This is a genomic window from Halomonas sp. DN3, assembly GCF_024137905.1.
GTDB lineage: Bacteria > Pseudomonadota > Gammaproteobacteria > Pseudomonadales > Halomonadaceae > Halomonas > Halomonas litopenaei.
Map to the genome: position 1 here is coordinate 359,085 of NZ_CP099965.1, position 15,820 is coordinate 374,904.

Annotated in this window: 14 protein-coding genes; 1 reads left to right on the forward strand and 13 read right to left on the reverse strand. The window is 64.1% G+C overall.

Translation table 11 applies throughout. The features are described from left to right. Positions 1-128: 128 nt before the first annotated feature. Positions 129-299, forward strand: coding sequence for a tyrosine-type recombinase/integrase (locus NKF27_RS01640; protein WP_253555068.1), 171 nt, complete (start codon positions 129-131; stop codon positions 297-299). Positions 300-677: 378 nt separating this feature from the next. On the opposite strand, the gene NKF27_RS01645 is transcribed toward NKF27_RS01640, so the two are convergent. The 13 genes from NKF27_RS01645 to NKF27_RS01705 all read right to left on the reverse strand — a co-directional run bounded on the left by NKF27_RS01645 (position 678) and on the right by NKF27_RS01705 (position 15,787). Beyond that, entirely contained in the window at positions 678-1,706 is a 1,029-nt protein-coding gene (locus NKF27_RS01645) for an Rpn family recombination-promoting nuclease/putative transposase (RefSeq protein ID WP_253555069.1), read from the reverse strand. Positions 1,707-1,884: 178 nt separating this feature from the next. After that, entirely contained in the window at positions 1,885-3,306 is a 1,422-nt protein-coding gene (locus NKF27_RS01650) for an aldehyde dehydrogenase family protein (RefSeq protein WP_253555070.1), read from the reverse strand. Positions 3,307-3,376: 70 nt separating this feature from the next. Further along, positions 3,377-4,339, reverse strand: a complete 963-nt coding sequence (locus NKF27_RS01655) for an NAD(P)-dependent oxidoreductase (RefSeq protein WP_253555071.1) — start codon at positions 4,337-4,339, stop codon at positions 3,377-3,379. A gap of 158 nt (positions 4,340-4,497) precedes the next feature. Next, complete coding sequence (locus tag NKF27_RS01660) at positions 4,498-5,433, reverse strand: LysR substrate-binding domain-containing protein (RefSeq protein WP_253555072.1); 936 nt, start codon at positions 5,431-5,433, stop codon at positions 4,498-4,500. Then, positions 5,426-6,193: an IclR family transcriptional regulator gene (locus NKF27_RS01665; protein WP_253555074.1), complete on the reverse strand. Its 768-nt coding sequence runs from the start codon at positions 6,191-6,193 to the stop codon at positions 5,426-5,428. The genes NKF27_RS01660 and NKF27_RS01665 overlap by 8 nt, the downstream gene beginning before the upstream one ends. A gap of 91 nt (positions 6,194-6,284) precedes the next feature. After that, positions 6,285-7,901, reverse strand: a complete 1,617-nt coding sequence (locus NKF27_RS01670) for a GMC family oxidoreductase (RefSeq protein ID WP_253555076.1) — start codon at positions 7,899-7,901, stop codon at positions 6,285-6,287. 4 nt (positions 7,902-7,905) lie between these two features. After that, a complete protein-coding gene (locus tag NKF27_RS01675) occupies positions 7,906-9,141 on the reverse strand; it encodes a mandelate racemase/muconate lactonizing enzyme family protein (RefSeq protein ID WP_253555078.1) in 1,236 nt (411 codons plus the stop codon). A 95-nt stretch (positions 9,142-9,236) separates the two neighbouring features. Beyond that, a complete protein-coding gene (gene aldA, locus NKF27_RS01680; protein WP_253555080.1) occupies positions 9,237-10,661 on the reverse strand; it encodes an aldehyde dehydrogenase in 1,425 nt (474 codons plus the stop codon). Positions 10,662-10,903: 242 nt separating this feature from the next. Next, positions 10,904-11,884, reverse strand: coding sequence for an MDR family oxidoreductase (locus NKF27_RS01685; RefSeq protein WP_253555082.1), 981 nt, complete (start codon positions 11,882-11,884; stop codon positions 10,904-10,906). Between the two features lie 131 nt (positions 11,885-12,015). Beyond that, a complete protein-coding gene (locus NKF27_RS01690) occupies positions 12,016-12,684 on the reverse strand; it encodes a TetR/AcrR family transcriptional regulator (RefSeq protein WP_253555084.1) in 669 nt (222 codons plus the stop codon). Between the two features lie 169 nt (positions 12,685-12,853). Then, positions 12,854-14,329, reverse strand: a complete 1,476-nt coding sequence (locus NKF27_RS01695; RefSeq protein ID WP_045992611.1) for a sodium:solute symporter — start codon at positions 14,327-14,329, stop codon at positions 12,854-12,856. Continuing rightward, positions 14,322-14,546, reverse strand: coding sequence for a DUF3311 domain-containing protein (locus tag NKF27_RS01700; protein ID WP_045992612.1), 225 nt, complete (start codon positions 14,544-14,546; stop codon positions 14,322-14,324). The genes NKF27_RS01695 and NKF27_RS01700 overlap by 8 nt, the downstream gene beginning before the upstream one ends. A gap of 44 nt (positions 14,547-14,590) precedes the next feature. Beyond that, a complete protein-coding gene (locus NKF27_RS01705) occupies positions 14,591-15,787 on the reverse strand; it encodes a M20 aminoacylase family protein (protein WP_253555086.1) in 1,197 nt (398 codons plus the stop codon). Positions 15,788-15,820: the final 33 nt, after the last annotated feature.

Consider the following 15,820-nt stretch of genomic DNA (forward strand, 5'->3'; position numbering starts at 1 on the left):
CACTCTCTGGGCCGGTGAGCAGGTATTCAACGTGAACCGATTCAGTATCCGGCACCGAACGGAGATGATGGACTCTTGGCGGGTTGAGAGCTTCTATCAGAAGCTTTCGCAGATTTGCGCCTATCCAAATGAGTCTGCACCGATTCCGCCATACGCTGGGCACTGAGCTGATGAAGGAGCCGGACCGCAACCTGCACATCGTCAAGGCGCTGCTTGGCCACAGCAACATCAGCACGACGCTTGAGTACGTCGAGGTCGACATCGGCAGCCTGCGCAGCACCATCGAGGGGCGTGTTTAGGCTCAGTGGCGCACGAGCGCAAATCTGATCATGACCCACCTGCGGTGCCAGGGACTGGCTTTGATGATGCCGTGTGATGTTGATGATGGAGCCTGCCCTCAGACCGCCTCTGTAAGCATTCCACGAAGATTTTTCCACGCAGTAACGTGTTGATTTTTTGAGATGTTTTGGTGCTGTGACTTGTAATCAGTAGGTCCCGGGTTCGACTCCTGGTGCCGGCACCATCTAAAAGATGGTTATGGATCAACGACTTGCTGCAACATCAAAACCGCCCATCGAGGCGGTTTTTTTGTGCGTGGGTGAATCATGGTGTCGTGCCCGGCAGCGCGGGTGCACTTCAGGCGTTCGGCACCTGTGCAGGCACTCTTCGTACAAGCCCTAGCGCTTGAGTTCGTCTCTCAGCGTCCTGACCTGCGCGATGTCCAGCCCCGACAGCTCCGACACCATCTGGTCATCTAGCTGAGTCCGCTCGATCATGTTGCGGGCGACCTCCAGACGAGCCTTCTGTTCGCCCTCCTGTTCGCCCTCCTTCAGTCCTTCCTGACGTCCTTCCTCACGTCCTTCCTCACGTCCTTCCCGACGTCCTTGCTTGCGGCCTTCCTGGCGGCCTTCTTCAAGACCCTGTTGCTTCCACTGCTCGGGCCATCGTTTTGCACGCTCGGCCAGCATATTGTGTACCTCATTGAGTTCGTTGAGATTCTGCCACTCGGTTCCTTCGCTCTCGGGTATCCAGTTGGGCAGCAGCACGCGCTTGATCCAGATGGCGAAGTGACGGCGCAGACGAGTCTGGTCCGGCGCTTCGAGCCATCTTGCCAGCAACCCGATCAGTTCGACCGCCTCCCTGGTGCCACGGTGGTGTTCCAGTCGAAATATGGCGGCTACCACGTTGCGTGCCTCAGGCGACCAATGCTCCGAGTCCACGATGGCGCCTTCGTCCAGCAGAAGATAGGGCATTCGTGGGCGGTATCGCTCCAGCTCCCTGGGCACGCTCTGAACGAGGTCCGATACGTCGACGGCGGCGTTCCAGCGCTTCTCTCCATTGTAGAGCACGACGGGCAGCACCGGGGGCAACCTGGCGTGGGGCGAGAGCTTCTGCTGCTTGATCAGGTCCTGATACAGGAGGCCCACGTAGGTCATGATGCGCAGCGCCATGAAGGGATCGATGGTGCTCTGGAATTCGATCAACAGATAGACGTAGATCCAGTCATCGCCGAAGCGTGCGCGCCAGATGACGTCGGACTCCCGATCGCGCAGGTCGTCGCTGACAAAGCTGCTGCTGACCTTCTCCAGTGAGTCGAGGTCGAGATGCGCTATCCAGTCCTCCTTGATGAAGCCTGTCAGGAGGTCTCGAATGACTCTAGGTTCGCTGAACAGCAGTTTGTAGCTGTGGTCGTGCTGGTGGTTCATGGGATATCAGCCGCCGACTGGCGAGAGCCAGTAATGGAAGGAGATGGCAATCATCCTGGCGGCTAATGGCTGGCATGAACGGCTACGGAGTCGATTGGGTGGAAACCTGACCAAATGTCAGAAGTTTGAGCAAAGTCTTGTTCAGACCTTGTTCAGAGAGAGGCGCAGTGACAAGCCCTCAACCCCCCAGAATGGCCTTGGTTTCCAGATATTCCTCCAGGCCCTCTTCGCCCCATTCGCGACCGTTGCCGGATTGGCCGTAGCCGCCGAAGGGGGCATCGAAGGAAAATTCCGCCCCTTGCAGGTAGCACTGGCCGGCCTTGAGCCGGCGGGCGATGGGCAGGGCGGCTTCGGCGCTGGCGGCGTAGACGGCGGAAGACAGCCCATAGGGCGTGTCGTTGGCGATCTCGATGGCCTGTTCCAGGTCGTCGTAGGGGATCAGGCACAGCACCGGGCCGAAGATTTCTGAGCGTGCGATCGCCATGTCGTTGCTGACGTCGCTGAAGAGGGTGGGGCGAACGTAGTAGCCCTGCTCCAGCCCCTCAGGGGACTCGGTACCGCCCAGCATCAAGCGTGCACCCTCGGCGACACCCTGCTCAATGTATTGGCGTACGCTGTCGCGCTGGCGCCGGGACACCAGCGGCCCCATGGTGGTGGCGGTGTCCGCCGGGTCGCCCACCACCTGCTCCCCGGCGACCGTCAGCGCGATGCGTTCGGCGTCGACCAGACGTGAGCGTGGTATCAGCATGCGGGTGAAGGCGTCGCAGGTCTGACCGCTGTTGGCCATCACATTTTCCACCCCGAAGCGCACCGCCCGGGTCAGGTCCGCGTCCGCGGTGATGATCAGCGGCGACTTGCCCCCCAGCTCCTGACACACTCGCTTGACCCCGGCGGCGGCGTTGATCGCCACCTCGATACCGGCGCGGGTGGAACCGGTGAAAGACACCATGTCGACCCCAGGGTGGCTCGCCAGCAGAGGGCCGATCTCGTTGCCGGAGCCCGTCACCAGGTTGAAGACCCCGGCGGGGAGGCCGACGCTCTGAAAGATCTCGGCCATGATGAAGTCCTGCAGCGGTGTCTGTTCGGCCGGCTTGGTGACCACGGTACAGCCCGCCGCCAGGGCCGGGGCCAGCTTGCCGACCAGCTGGTGCAGTGGATAGTTCCAGGGGTTGATCAGCGCACACACGCCGACCGGCTCGCGGACGATGGCGACGCCGTTGCGGCGTTCGATCTCTTCGGTGCGCGAGGCGCGCTCGGCATAGTAGCGCATGCCTTCGATGGGGCCATCCACGTGCATGGCAGGGGTGATCTGGACCGGGCAGCCCAGGGTGATGACGTGCGCCTCGACCAGGTCTGCGTGGCGCCTTTGCATCTCGTCGGCGACGGCGAGAAGTATCTCGCGCCGTTGCCCGGCGGGGGTCGCCGACCAGTCGGGCAGGGCGCGCCGCGCCGCCTCGACGGCGGCGTTGATGTCCGCTCGGTGCGCTCTTGGCACCGAGGCGCACAGGTTCTCGGTGGCAGGGTCGAGGATGCCAAAGCGCTCGCTGTCGCTGGGCGTGTGCCAGCGGCCATTGATAAAGAAGTGTTCTCTGTAGTGCATGGCGAGGTCCTCGTTGGCTCGGATGATGATCAAGACCGGTGTCTGCCGTCGCGGTCAGCCTGGCAGCCCTTTATCCGGACCTGCCGCGCACGACCACTTCATGGCCGACCTCTTCCGGCTCGGTGTCGGTCAGTTCGGCGGGGAAGCCGTCGCCGAGCACCTCGACACCGCAGGCGTCCTCGAGGCGCCGGATGATGTTGGATGACCATTCACGGGAGCCATAGCGCTCTTGGCCATCCTGAAAGATGTCGAGCAGCAGCGGCGATATCTCGAGGGGCACCTCGAGGCTTCTGGCCAGGGCGTCGAACAGGCCCACGTCCTTGAGCACCAGATCCATGGTGAAGCTGATATCGCGGCTACCGTTGAGAATGACCTGGGATTCGGTCTCGTGGACAAAGGAATTGCCCGAGGAGATACGGATGGCCTCGAAGGTGGTGTTCATGTCCAGGCCGGCCTTGCGAGCCACGGTCAAGGCCTCGGCCACCGAACACAGGTTGGCGGTGGCGAGGTAGTTGGTCAGCACCTTGAGCATCGAGGCCGTGCCCAGAGGTCCGGTGTGCAGGACCCGACGCCCCAGGGTGGTCAGTACCGGCAACACCCGTTCAAAGGTGTTGCGATCACCGCCGGCGAAGATCGAAATGTTGCCGGTGGCGGCGCGGTGGCAGCCGCCGGAGACCGGTGTCTCCATGGCGAGGGCGCCGGTGGCGGCGACCCTGGCGGCGATGCGTACCAGTTCCTGGGCATCGGTGGTGCTCATCTCCAGCCACACCTTGCCGGCAGAGAGCCCGGCGATGACCCCATCCTCGGCTTCCATTACCGCGCTGCAGGCGCGAGGAGATGGCAGGCAAGTGATGATCATATCGCTGGCCTCGGCCACTGCTCTGGGGCTGCTGGCGGCGGCAGCGCCCTGGTCGATGAAGCGTCGAGTGATCTCGGGGTCGAGGTCGCGGATCGTGACGTGATAGCCGTTGCGCAGCAGGCTGCCGGCGAGCTTGCCGCCGACGTTGCCAAGTCCGATAAAGCCGATGTTCATGGGATGTCATCTCATGCCGGTGAGCCGATCACCTTGCAGTGACATCCTTGCGCGGGGGCGGATGAAGCGCTGCAGGTAGGTTTCACGCTAGGCACGGCGTGGGCAGGCGACAATTCATCTTTTCTTGGTGATTGGTCACTTTCCTTGTGGGAACGGGATCAGCCCTGCTGACTCTGCAGCCAGGTGCTGAAGGCCACCACTCGCGGATCGTCGGCCAGATGGGCGGGGTAGGCGATGCCCCATTCACCGCTGGCGGGCTGTACCTTGCCCATCGGGTTGATCAGCCGGCCCGTGGCCAGGTCATCTTCGGCGAAGGGGCCGTTGACCAGGGCGATGCCTTCACCACGGGTGGCCATCTCGAGCGCCGCCGCCAGGGTGTCGACCTGAAGGGCTCGTGGTGGCGCGGGCCGTGTGGCAGCAGGCGACAGGGTGTCGAACCAGCCCTGCCAGCTCCAGCTCTCGGTGTAGACGCTGATCAGCGGGAAGGCCTGCAGTGCCTCGGGGGACAGCGGCAACGAATACCCCGCCACCAGTGACGGGCTGCACACAGGGGTCAGCGTCGAGGGAAACAGCGGTATCCAGTCAAGTCGAGAGGACAGGGGGCCATCACGGAAGAGGATGGCGATATCGGCGTGGGCGCTGTCGAAGGCCCAGTCCAGGCTGTAGGTCTTGATCCTCAGTTCGGTCTCGGGATGGCACTGGTGAAATTGTGCCAGTCGTGGGGCCAGCCAGCGGATCGAGGTGGTGACGTAGACCTGCACGCGCAGAGGTTCAAGACAGGGCTCGCGACGCAGGGCTTCGGCGCCCAGAATCAGCGCTTCCAAGGCGTCGCGGACGATAGGGTAGAAACGCCGTCCGGACTCGGTGAGCTCGATATGCCGACCCCGGCGGGCGAACAGTTTCGTCCCCAGGCTCTGCTCCAGACGCTGTATCTGGTTGGCGATGGCGGGATGGGAGAGGTGCAGCTCCTCGGCGGCGGCGCGCAGGCTCGACAGTCGTGCCGTGGCCTCGAAACCCTTCAGCGCGCTCAAGGGCGGCAGACGATCCAGCGGCAGCGGTGCCGAGGATGTCAGACGACGCAGGACGTCAGACAACGCGAGACGAAAGCTGGCGCGCGGCCTGCACCAGGTTCTTGGAGTAGCGGCGGGCTTCCTGGGGGCTCAGGGTGTCGCTGCTGATGGCGGCGCTGATCGCTGCGATGGGCTCGTTGCGCAGGTTGAGCACCGGTGCGGCGATGCAGCTGACGCCCTGCTCCGGCGCGCCGTTGGAGGTGGCGTAACCGAGCCTATGGGCCCGCCCCAGCTCGGCCATGACGCCCTTCACCCCCTTGTCCGCGGGAGCAAGGCCAAGCTCGTCGGCGAGATAGCCCTGCCAGGAGTCCTCGTCGCGCATCGCCAGGATGATCTTGCCACTGGCGGCTTCGTGCAGCGCCATGGTCTTGCCGACGTAAAGGTTGAAGCTTGCGCCGCTGGCGCCGTCGATCTTGGACACCACCACCACCTTGTTGCCGATAGGCACACACAGAAAGATCGTCTTGTGGATCTCGTTTTTCAGGATTTCCGCGATCGAATAGAAGTAGGGAATCAGGCTCTGCTTGTTATAGATAGTGGAAGATATCTGGAAGATGCGCGAGCCGATGCAGTAGGACTTCCTGCGGCTCGGATCCTGGGCCACCAGCTGGTGATGGAGCAGAGCATTGATGACGCGGTGACCGGTGGCCGGCGAGATGCCGGTGGCGTCACAGATTTCCGAAAGCGTCATGGGGTAGCTGGTGGCCGCCAGCAGGTCCAGGATCATGACGCTATGATCGACCGCCGGAGCCTTGGTCTTTTCCGAGGTCCTTTCCGAATTCATGATCAGCCGCGGTCTCCAAAACGCGAATACGAGGACGAATGCAGGTGACTCGTCCGGTCTGCTCAGGGGCGATGCAGCTCCTGGGCGTCGTTCAGATCGGGTGGTCCTGAAGGATCAGGTCGGCCCCCTTTTCCGCCACCATCATCACCGATGCATTGAGGTTTCCCGAGGTGATGTTGGGAAAGATCGAGGCGTCGATGACCCTGAGCCCGGACACCCCATGCACCCTGAGACTGCCATCGACCACCGCCTCGCGAGGGTCGGGCCCCATGGTGCAGGTGCCGCACAGATGATAGATGGAGCCTGCGTTGGCGCGAAAGTACTCTAGCATGCTTTGGTCATCATGGACGGCGTCCGCCGGCGCGACCTCGGCGTCGATGACGGCACCCAGGGCAGCCGTTTCGGCCAGCGCGCGAATCAGCCGGCTGCCCTGAATGGCCTCGTCCTGATCACGTCGGGTTTCCAGATAGTTTGGCCGGATCACCGCCGGCTCATTGGCATCGGCGCTCGCCAGTTCGATGGTGCCACGACTGGTGGGGCGACAGGAATTGAAGGCCAGCAGAAAGCCGGAGTAGGCATCCGCGGTCAGTTTCGTGTCCGGCGGTGCCGGGATGCGATAGGACAGCGGGTTGAAGTAGAGCTGGATATTGGGCGCGGGTTCGTCGGCCTGGCCACGAAAGAAGCCGCCGGCCTGGTTGACGCTCATCGCCAGCGGGCCGCTGCGATTGATCAGGTACCTCATCGTTGTTCTGGCCAGGCTGGGCAGAGAGTTGAAGTCGTCGTTCAGGGTCCGGCAGTTGGCGCGATAGAAGTAGCTGACGGCCAGATGGTCCTGCAGGTTTCGGCCCACGCCGGGCAAATGCCGGAGCGGCGCGATCCCTTGGTGTTGCAACTTCTCGCTGTCTCCGAGTCCCGAGAGCATCAGCAGCTTGGGTGAGTCCACCGCCCCGGCACAAATGATCACTTCACGGCGTGCACGCAGGGTCTTCAACTGGCCCTGCTCCCGGTATCGGATGCCGGTGGCGCGACGCTGATCGTCGAACAGTATTTGATGCACCTGGCAGACGTGCTTGAGGGTGAGGTTGGAGCGCTCGAGCGCGGGTTTCAGGTAGGCGGTGTTGCTGGAATCGCGCCGGCCTCGGCGGATGTTCGTCTCATAGAGGCCAGCGCCTTCGATGGTGGCGCCGTTGAAGTCGTCATTGAGCGGGTAGCCGAGTTCACCGGCGGCCCTGAGGTAGGACTGGCAGATCGGATGGGCGAGCCCCTTTAGCGGTGTGATGCCGATCAGTCCCCGGCTCGAGTGAAACTCGGTATCGCCAGCAGGGTGCTGCTCGAGTCTCTTGAAATAGGGCAGCAGCGCCTGGTAGCCCCAGCCCGGGTTGCCCGCACGCTCCCAGTCATCGAAGTCCGACGGCTGTCCTCGCACATAGATCATGGCGTTGATCGAGCCGGAGCCGCCCTGGACCTTGCCCCGAGGGGTGTAGATCCGCCGGTTGGCCAACGCCGGCTCCTCGGCACTGTAATACATGTAGTTGTAGCCGGGGTGATAGTAGGTCTTGGCAAAGCCCACCGGCACCCTGAGCCAGGGGGAGTTGTCGCGGCCGCCGGCTTCGATGATCAGAACCTTGTGGCGTCCGTTGGTACTCAGCCGGTGGGCCAGCACACAGCCCGCAGACCCCGCGCCGACGATGATGAAGTCGTAGTCCATCGGCTCAGTCCTCCGGCCGGGTCTTCCAGCGAGTGCAGGACTGCTGGACGACGTCGTAGGGAGTGGCGTCCATGCTCAGGTGCAGGCGCCTGCCGGTATAGGGCGAGTGGGCCCTGACCACCGCCATGTCCAGTTCCACCCCGAGCCCCGGTCGATCGGAGGGAATGATAAAGCCGTCACTCCACTCGATCTTGGCTTCGAGCACCTCGGCGTGGAAGCCGTCCCAGGTGCCGATGCTCTCCTGGATCAGGAAGTTGGGTGTGGTGGCGGCGAGCTGAATGCTGGCCGCCGCACCCACCGGGCCGTTGTACAGGTGGGGCGCTATCTGGGCGTAGTGGACCTCGGCCAGGGCGGCGATCTTCTTGCCTTCGAGGATGCCGCCGACCCGGCCAAGGTTCATCTGCAGGATCGAGGCGGCCTGGTGGCGCAGCAGGTCATGGAACTCGTACTTGGTGGTCAGCCGCTCACCGGTGGCCACCGGGATGGAGGTATGGTCGGCGACCCTGGCCATGGCCTCGCTCTGGCCGGGGGGCACCGGCTCCTCGAACCACAGCGGGTCAAAGGGTTCGAGGCGCTTGGCCAGGCGGATCGCCGAGGCCGGCGTCATCTGGCCGTGGGTACCGAACAGCAGGTCGCAGCCGTTGCCGACCGCCTCACGGATGCGCTGGCAGAAGGTTGCGCTCTTTTCCAGCGCCTCCAGTGACAGCATATGCCCGCAGTAGGCGGTGTAGGGGCCTGCTGGATCGAACTTGAGCGCGGTAAAGCCGAGAGCCTTCTGCTCCAGGGCGCACTCCACCGCCAGCTCGACGTTGTCGTAGTCGTAGTCGCCGTCGGGGGCACGGGGATAGAGGTAGGTGTAGGAGCGCAGCCGATCGTGGAGCTTGCCGCCGATCAGTGCGTGTACCGGCTGGCCGGCTGCCTTGCCGACGATGTCCCAGCAGGCCATCTCGAGGCCGCTGAGCACCCCCATCATGGTCAGGTCCGGGCGCTGGGTGAAGCCGCTGGAGTAGGTCTCGCGGTACAGCCGTTCCATCTGATGCGGATCCCGGCCCTTCAGGTAGCGCTCGAACACGTCCTCGATGGCGGTCACCACCACCTGCGGATGAAAGGTCGCCGCATAGACCTCGCCGGCGCCCTCGATGCCACAGGCGGTCCCCAGCCTGACGAAGATCCAGTACATGCCGCCGATGTGGGGCGGAGGTGTGGCGACCACATGGCTTTCACAACTGACGACTTTCATGAACGGCGAGTCCTCTGAAAAGGGCAGCAAGCGGCCGACCGCCCGGCGAAGACGCGGCGGTGATGGGCTTGGGTGTGGGGTGGCGCGGGATGGCGTCAGTAGTTCAATACCACCAGCCGGGTCTGGGTGTAGTCCAGCATGCCGTGCTTGCCGTCGTCGCCGCCGAGACCCGAACGCTTCCAGCCGGCGTGGTAGCCCTGGTAGGGGTCCGATGGGGTGCGATTGATGTAGACCTCGCCTGCCTCGATGTTGTGGGCCACCTTCATGGCGGTGCGGTAGTTCTCGGTGAACACCACCGAGGCAAGGCCGAACTGGTGGTCGTTGGCCAGCGCCAGGGCTTCATCCACATTGGCGTAGGTCAGCACCGGCAGTACCGGGCCGAAGATCTCTTCCTGGACGATCTCCATGTCCTGGCGGCAGTCGGTCAGCAGGGTCGGCGGGTAGAAGTGTCCGGGGCCAGGGGGAATCACGCCGCCGGTGGCCAGGGTGGCACCGTCGTCGATGGCACGTTCGACCATCTGGTGGACATTGAGGCGGGTGTTCTCGTTGATCAGGGGGCCCATGTGGCTGGGGTCCTCGGCACGATTGCCGAAGGTGCAGGCCTCCATGTTGGCCTTGAGCAGGGCGATGAAGGGCTCGGCGATGGACCGATGCACGTAGACCCGCTCGATGGCGGTACACAGCTGGCCGCAGTTGGTGGTCTTGGAGGCCACGATCTGACGGGCGGCCTGCTCGAGGTCGGCGTCGGGCTCGACGATGGCCGGTGACTTGCCACCCAGTTCCAGCGACGACTTGGCGATATTGACCTGGGAGTACTCCAGCACCTTGCGGCCGGCGCCGACGCTGCCGGTGAGGGTGATCATGCCGACCCTTGGGTGGGTACACACGGCCTCGGCGGTGGCGTGGTCCATGCTCAGGATGTTGACCACCCCCGGCGGGATCTCGGCCGCCTGGACGGCCCGGGCAATTTCGAAGGCCGAACGCGGAGTGTTGTTGCTCGGGCGCACGATCACGCTGTTGCCGGTGATCATCGCCGGTGCAATCTTGCGCAGCAGGGTGAAGACGGGGTAGTTGAAGGGAATCAGGCAGGCCACCACGCCGATCGGCTCCCGAGTGAGCAGCAGGCTCTCGTCAGGGGTGTCGCTGGGCACGATATCGCCCTCGATCCGTCGCGCCCATTCGGCGTGGTAGCGGGTGATATCGGCCGCGTATACCGCCTCGTTGGTGGCGTCCTCGAGGCTCTTTCCCGACTCTTCGGCCAGCGCCCGCCCAATGGCCTCGCGACGCTCTATCAAGGCGTCGGCCAGGCGCTGCATATGTACCGCCCGCTCGGCACTGGTCAGCCTGCGCCAGTGCTTCTGGGCCCTGGCCGCGACCTCGACAGCTTCCATCGCCTGGGCGTTGGTGGCGGCCTGGACCTCGCCCACCATCGCTCCCGTGGCGGGGCAGTAGACCGGGATCATGCTGGCCTGAGGGACGCTGACAAAGTCGTTGTTGATGAAATTCCCATCGGTGCTCATGGCTGATTCCTCGACAAGTTCAAACCAGCCTAGGAAGCGACCATGAGGGCGTCAAGAGAATTCCTTATGTAGAAATAAAATTCCGCATATGGAATGTGTTGCGGTGTGCTGGTGCCTGTGTGCGAGCCGGCAGGAAGCCAAGACAGCGCCAGGTAAGCGCCAGGTAAGGCCCGAGAAAGCGCCGAGGAAAGCAACATCAGGCGCCCTGCCGGCGACGGCCAGCAGGGCACGTGTCATCGGGCCTAGCGGGTGGCGACCACCACGCGGCCTCTGACCTTGCCTTCCATCAGGCGCTCTGCGGTGGTGATGGCCTCGCTCAGCGGGATCTCGCTGGCGATGTCGTCGAGACGCTCTTCAGGCATCAGCTCGGCCAGGCGCTGCCAGGCTTCCAGGCGAACTTCTCTGGGCTGCATCACGCTGTCGATGCCGGCCAGGGTCACGCCGCGCAGGATGAAGGGCATCACCGTGGCGGGAAGGTCCATGCCCTGGGCCAGGCCGCAGGAGGTCACCGTGCCGCCGTAGCGGGTCGAGGCCAGCACATTGACCAAGGTGTGGCTGCCGACGCTGTCGACGGCACCCGCCCAGCGTTCCCTGGCCAGGGGCTTTCCGGGCTGTTCGAGCTCGCCGCGGTCGATGATCGAGGTGGCGCCGAGCGCCTTCAGGTAGTCCGCCTCCTCGACCTTGCCGGTGGAGGCGACGATTTCGTAGCCCAGCTTGGCCAGCAGGGTGATGGCGAAGCTGCCGACGCCACCGCTGGCGCCGGTGACCAGCACCTCGCCCTGGTCCGGGGTCACCCCGTGGCGCTCCAGCGCCAGTACCGAGAGCATGGCGGTGTAGCCGGCGGTGCCGATGGCCATGGCGTTTCTGGTGCTGAAGGCTTCGGGCAGCGGGATCAGCCAGTCGCCGTTCAGCCGAGCCTTCTGGGCCAGCCCGCCCCAGTGCTTCTCGCCGACGCCCCAGCCGTTCAGGACCACCCGGTCACCCGGCTGGAAGTCCTGGTGCTGCGAGGCTTCCACCACGCCGGCAAGGTCGATGCCCGGGACCATGGGGAAGGACTTGACCACCGGGCCCTTGCCGGTGATGGCCAGCCCGTCCTTGTAGTTCAGGGTGCTGTAGTCGACGTTCACGGTCACGTCGCCCTCGGGCAGGGCCTGGTCATCCAGTGACTCGATGGCGGCCTTCTGAGTGTCGCCTTCCTTGCGGATCACGATGGCGTCGAACATGGCGGTCTCCTTTTTAGACGGTTTGTCTATAAATTGGCGCAAGCAGTATCAGGGCGCCGTATACGACCCCGCAGGAGCGGGCTCTCGGTTCAGTGTCGGACTATTGTCCAGTCAGGTCGGCTCAGTTCAGTTCATGGCGACGGACGACCCTGGCGTTGGGTGTCCAGGCCCGAAAAGAAACTGTCGGTGAACACATCGATCGGGCGCGGGCTGCGTTCCAGCCTGGCGCGCATGATGGCGCCCTCCCAGCCGATCCAGAAGGCCTCGGCCAGCCGGTCAGGGTCGCTGTCGGAGGCGATATTGCCGTGGTGGCGGGCTTCTTCCAGGCAAGCGGCGAGACGTCGTTGCCAGTCGGCGAGCGTGGCGATCAGCCGCTCGCGGTAGTCCGGCGGCAAGCCAGCCGCCTCCTGACCGAGATTGCCCACCAGACAGCCACGGCGATAGTCGTGGCGCGCCATGCCGGCCTTGGCATCGTCGACAAAGGCCTGCACGCGCTCGAGCGGTGGCCGGGAATCGTCTTGCAGATGGCGGTCGAGCTTGTCGGCAAAATAGCGGGCGTAGCGTTCGAGCACCGCCTGGCCGAAGGCTTCCTTGCTGGCAAAGTAGTGATAGAAGGAACCCTTGGGCACCCCGGCACGCTTGAGCATGCCGTCGAGCCCCGCGCTCAGAAAGCCGTGTTCGGTCAGGGTCTCGAGGCCGCTGGCGATCAGCGCCGCTCTGGCGTCGCCCTGGGTGGCGCCGACGCTGTAGTCGGTCTTCGGCGGTCGCCCCCGGCGCCTGGCTATCGTCGGATTGGTCATGCAATGATTTTAGACCAGGTGTCTATAAAATCAATGATGGGGCTGACCACGAGGGGAAACGAGAAGACACGCGAGGGTGGCCACGGGGGGCGACAGCGTCACCTGACACGACACCAGCGGCCCGGTATCGGGCCGCTGGCGATTGGAGCAGGTCATCGACGAGGGTCTATCAGACCTGGGGTGACAGGCACTCGACCGGCGAGCGAGACTCGCGCGACTTGCGCATCAGGCTGATGACGACAAAGATCGCCGAGTTGACCACCAACCCGCAGAAGCCCGGGTGCCAGCCGAAAGGCGCATCGATGCCGAATTGCAGCAGCAGGGTGATGACGGCGCCGACACTCAGCCCGATAAAGGCCGCGGTCTGGGACGCGCGACGCCAGAACAGGGCACCCAGCAGCATCGGCAGCAGTTGCACAATAATGCCGTAGGCTCCGAGCAGCAGGCTGACCAGCGAGCCGGGGTTGGCCAGTGCCAGCAGGTACGCCATCAGCGATATCGCGATGACCCCGTAGCGCGTCAGTGACAGCGCCTTGTGCTCGGGCAGGGCGCGCATCCTGGGCGTGAACTGGACCACGTCACGTACCAGGATGGTGGCCGAGGTGTGGGCCAGGTTGGCGGCGGTCGACATGGCCGCCGCCAAGGCGCCGGACAGTGCCAGTCCGATCACCCAGGCGGGCAGGTCGGCGAGTTCCACCACGATGGTCAGCAGCACCCGGTCAGGCGAATCCAGTGGCGTGTCGGCGAGCAGCACGATGCCGGCGAAGCCGATGATCAGCAGCGGTACCAGCAGGTAGCTGTAGAGCGGGTAGAGCACAAAGACACGCTTGAGCGTCCTGACGTCCTTGGCGCTGTAGAACTTCATGAAGATGTGAGGCCACATCACGCAGCCCAGCGCGCTGACCAGCACCGCAGTGGAGAAGGCGCCCCAGCCCATCCCGGTGGCGCCGGGCATGGTCAGGTATTCCGGCGCCTGGTCCTTGATCTGCTGGAACATTTCACCGACGCCGCCGAAGAACTGCTCGGCCGTGGTCAGCCCCAGTGCCCAGGCGATGACGACCATCATCAGGCCCTGCATCAGGTTGGTCCAGCCGATGCCCTGAAGGCCGCTGGCGTAGACGTAGGCGGCCACCACGCCGCAGGCCAGCAGACTGCCCAGCCAGAACGGGATGGTGCCGGAGGTCGCCGCTTCGAACAGCATGCCGGCGCCAGCGATCTGGATCGTCAGGTAGGGAATCATCGCCAGCACGCTGACGACACCGATGACCAGGCCCAGCACATTCTTTGGAGTGGGGTAGCAGGCCGACAGAAACTCGGCCTGGGTTAGAAAGCCGTGGCGGCGACCCAGTCGCGAGATATGCGGCGCGATCAGCCACCACACGATCACCGCCAGCGTCAGGTAGGCGATGATATAGAACGCCGGGGCGCCCTTGCTGTAGGCCCAACCCGGTGCGCCGAGGAAGGCAAAAGCGGAGAAGATCTCGGCACCGAGGATGAAGAACAGCACCAGCAGGCCCATATGGCGACCGCCCGCCACGTAGCCTTCCAGCGAGGAGCCCTGGCCACGCCTTGCGCGCAGGCCCACCAGCAGCACGATGACCAGATAGCCCACCGTCATGGCGGTGATCAGCAGAGAATCACTCATGGTCTGCCTCCTCGCCGGTATCCTTGCGATAGGCGATCAACAGGCCCACGAACAGGGCGAAGACCCAGGCCACGTACCAGAACATGAAGAACGGCATGCCGAGCACCATCGGATCGATGCGATTGGCGATCAGCGCACCCGGCCACACCATGGCCAGGGTGCACAGCACGAAGTAGATCAGCAGGCCCTTGGAAGGCATGCCTTTTTGGTGGTTCATGGGAAGACCTCTTGTTGTTGAGTGTGGTCGTTGTCGGCATCGCCTCAGCGATGGTCGTTCAAGGCGCCAAGAGCGATGGCAACCAGCAGTCGGCTGCCTACGGGAATGATGGCGTCGTTGAAGTCGTAGCGAGCGTTATGAAGGGGCGGGGTGGTGTCCGATTCGGCGCTGCCGAGGAAGAAGTAGGCTCCCGGGCACTTTTCGAGCATAAAGGCGAAGTCTTCACCACCAAGGCTGGGATTCACGTCGCGCTCCAGTGCGGCCTCTCCCAGCAGTTCCTTCGCGGTGGCGATGACGTGGTCGGTCGCCGCCGGGTGATTGACCGTGGCCGGAAAAATGCGCTGGTGATCGACCTCGATCTCGCCGCCGTAGGTCGCCGCCACACCATCGCAGGTGCGCTGGATGGCCTCGGCGATGCGATCCTGGGTAGCGCTGTCGAGGGTTCGCACCGTGCCGCTCAGTCGGACCTCGTCGGGAATGATGGCGAAGCCGTCGAGTTCACCTCCCTTGATGCCGCACAGGCTCAGTGCCGCTGGAGACAGCGGGTCGGCATCGCGCGAGACCACGCTGTGCAGGGCCTGGATCAGAGCGCCGGCCATTCTGACCGGGTCGGTAGAAAGGTGAGGGTTCACCCCGCCGTGGCCGCCCTTGCCGCGGATGCAGATATCCAGGCGATCGGTGGCGGCCATGATCGGGCCCGGGCGAATCGCCACCTGCCCCCGGGGCAGAGCCGGCCAGTTGTGCAGGCCGTAGATCGCATCCATGGGGAAGCGCTCGAACAGCCCCTCCTCGACCATCGCTCGTCCACCGCCCAGGCCTTCTTCCGCCGGTTGGAACACCAGGTGGATGGTGCCGGAAAAATCGCGGTGGCGGGCGAGGTAGCGAGCGGCGCCGATCAGCATGGTGGTGTGGCCATCGTGGCCGCAGGCATGCATGACACCAGGCACTTCGGAGACATGGCCGTGGTCGCTTGCCTCCTGAATCGGCAGCGCGTCCATGTCGGCGCGCAGGCCAATACGGCGACCGTTGTCGGGGCCAAGCCCTTTGATGGTGGCCACGACACCGGTGCCGCCCAGGCCGTGGTCGAAGGGAATGTCGAGCCGCTCGAGTTCATCGCAGACACGCGCGGAGGTGGCGTGTTCCTTGAAGCCGAGTTCCGGATGCCGATGAAAGTGCTGGCGCAGTTCGGTCAGACTGCTGTGCTGGTCGTCGAAGAAGGTGGGGTCGATAGGCTGGGTCATGATATTCCGGACGCTTGTTGATTGTGTCCTTCA

Coding starts and splice junctions, on each gene's coding strand:
- NKF27_RS01640 (WP_253555068.1), top strand. CDS start 129: ATGAGTCTGCACCGATTCCGCCATACGCTGGGCACTGAGCTGATGAAG.
- NKF27_RS01645 (WP_253555069.1), bottom strand. CDS start 1,706: ATGAACCACCAGCACGACCACAGCTACAAACTGCTGTTCAGCGAACCT.
- NKF27_RS01650 (WP_253555070.1), bottom strand. CDS start 3,306: ATGCACTACAGAGAACACTTCTTTATCAATGGCCGCTGGCACACGCCC.
- NKF27_RS01655 (WP_253555071.1), bottom strand. CDS start 4,339: ATGAACATCGGCTTTATCGGACTTGGCAACGTCGGCGGCAAGCTCGCC.
- NKF27_RS01665 (WP_253555074.1), bottom strand. CDS start 6,193: ATGAATTCGGAAAGGACCTCGGAAAAGACCAAGGCTCCGGCGGTCGAT.
- NKF27_RS01670 (WP_253555076.1), bottom strand. CDS start 7,901: ATGGACTACGACTTCATCATCGTCGGCGCGGGGTCTGCGGGCTGTGTG.
- NKF27_RS01675 (WP_253555078.1), bottom strand. CDS start 9,141: ATGAAAGTCGTCAGTTGTGAAAGCCATGTGGTCGCCACACCTCCGCCC.
- aldA (WP_253555080.1), bottom strand. CDS start 10,661: ATGAGCACCGATGGGAATTTCATCAACAACGACTTTGTCAGCGTCCCT.
- NKF27_RS01685 (WP_253555082.1), bottom strand. CDS start 11,884: ATGTTCGACGCCATCGTGATCCGCAAGGAAGGCGACACTCAGAAGGCC.
- NKF27_RS01690 (WP_253555084.1), bottom strand. CDS start 12,684: ATGACCAATCCGACGATAGCCAGGCGCCGGGGGCGACCGCCGAAGACC.
- NKF27_RS01695 (WP_045992611.1), bottom strand. CDS start 14,329: ATGAGTGATTCTCTGCTGATCACCGCCATGACGGTGGGCTATCTGGTC.
- NKF27_RS01700 (WP_045992612.1), bottom strand. CDS start 14,546: ATGAACCACCAAAAAGGCATGCCTTCCAAGGGCCTGCTGATCTACTTC.
- NKF27_RS01705 (WP_253555086.1), bottom strand. CDS start 15,787: ATGACCCAGCCTATCGACCCCACCTTCTTCGACGACCAGCACAGCAGT.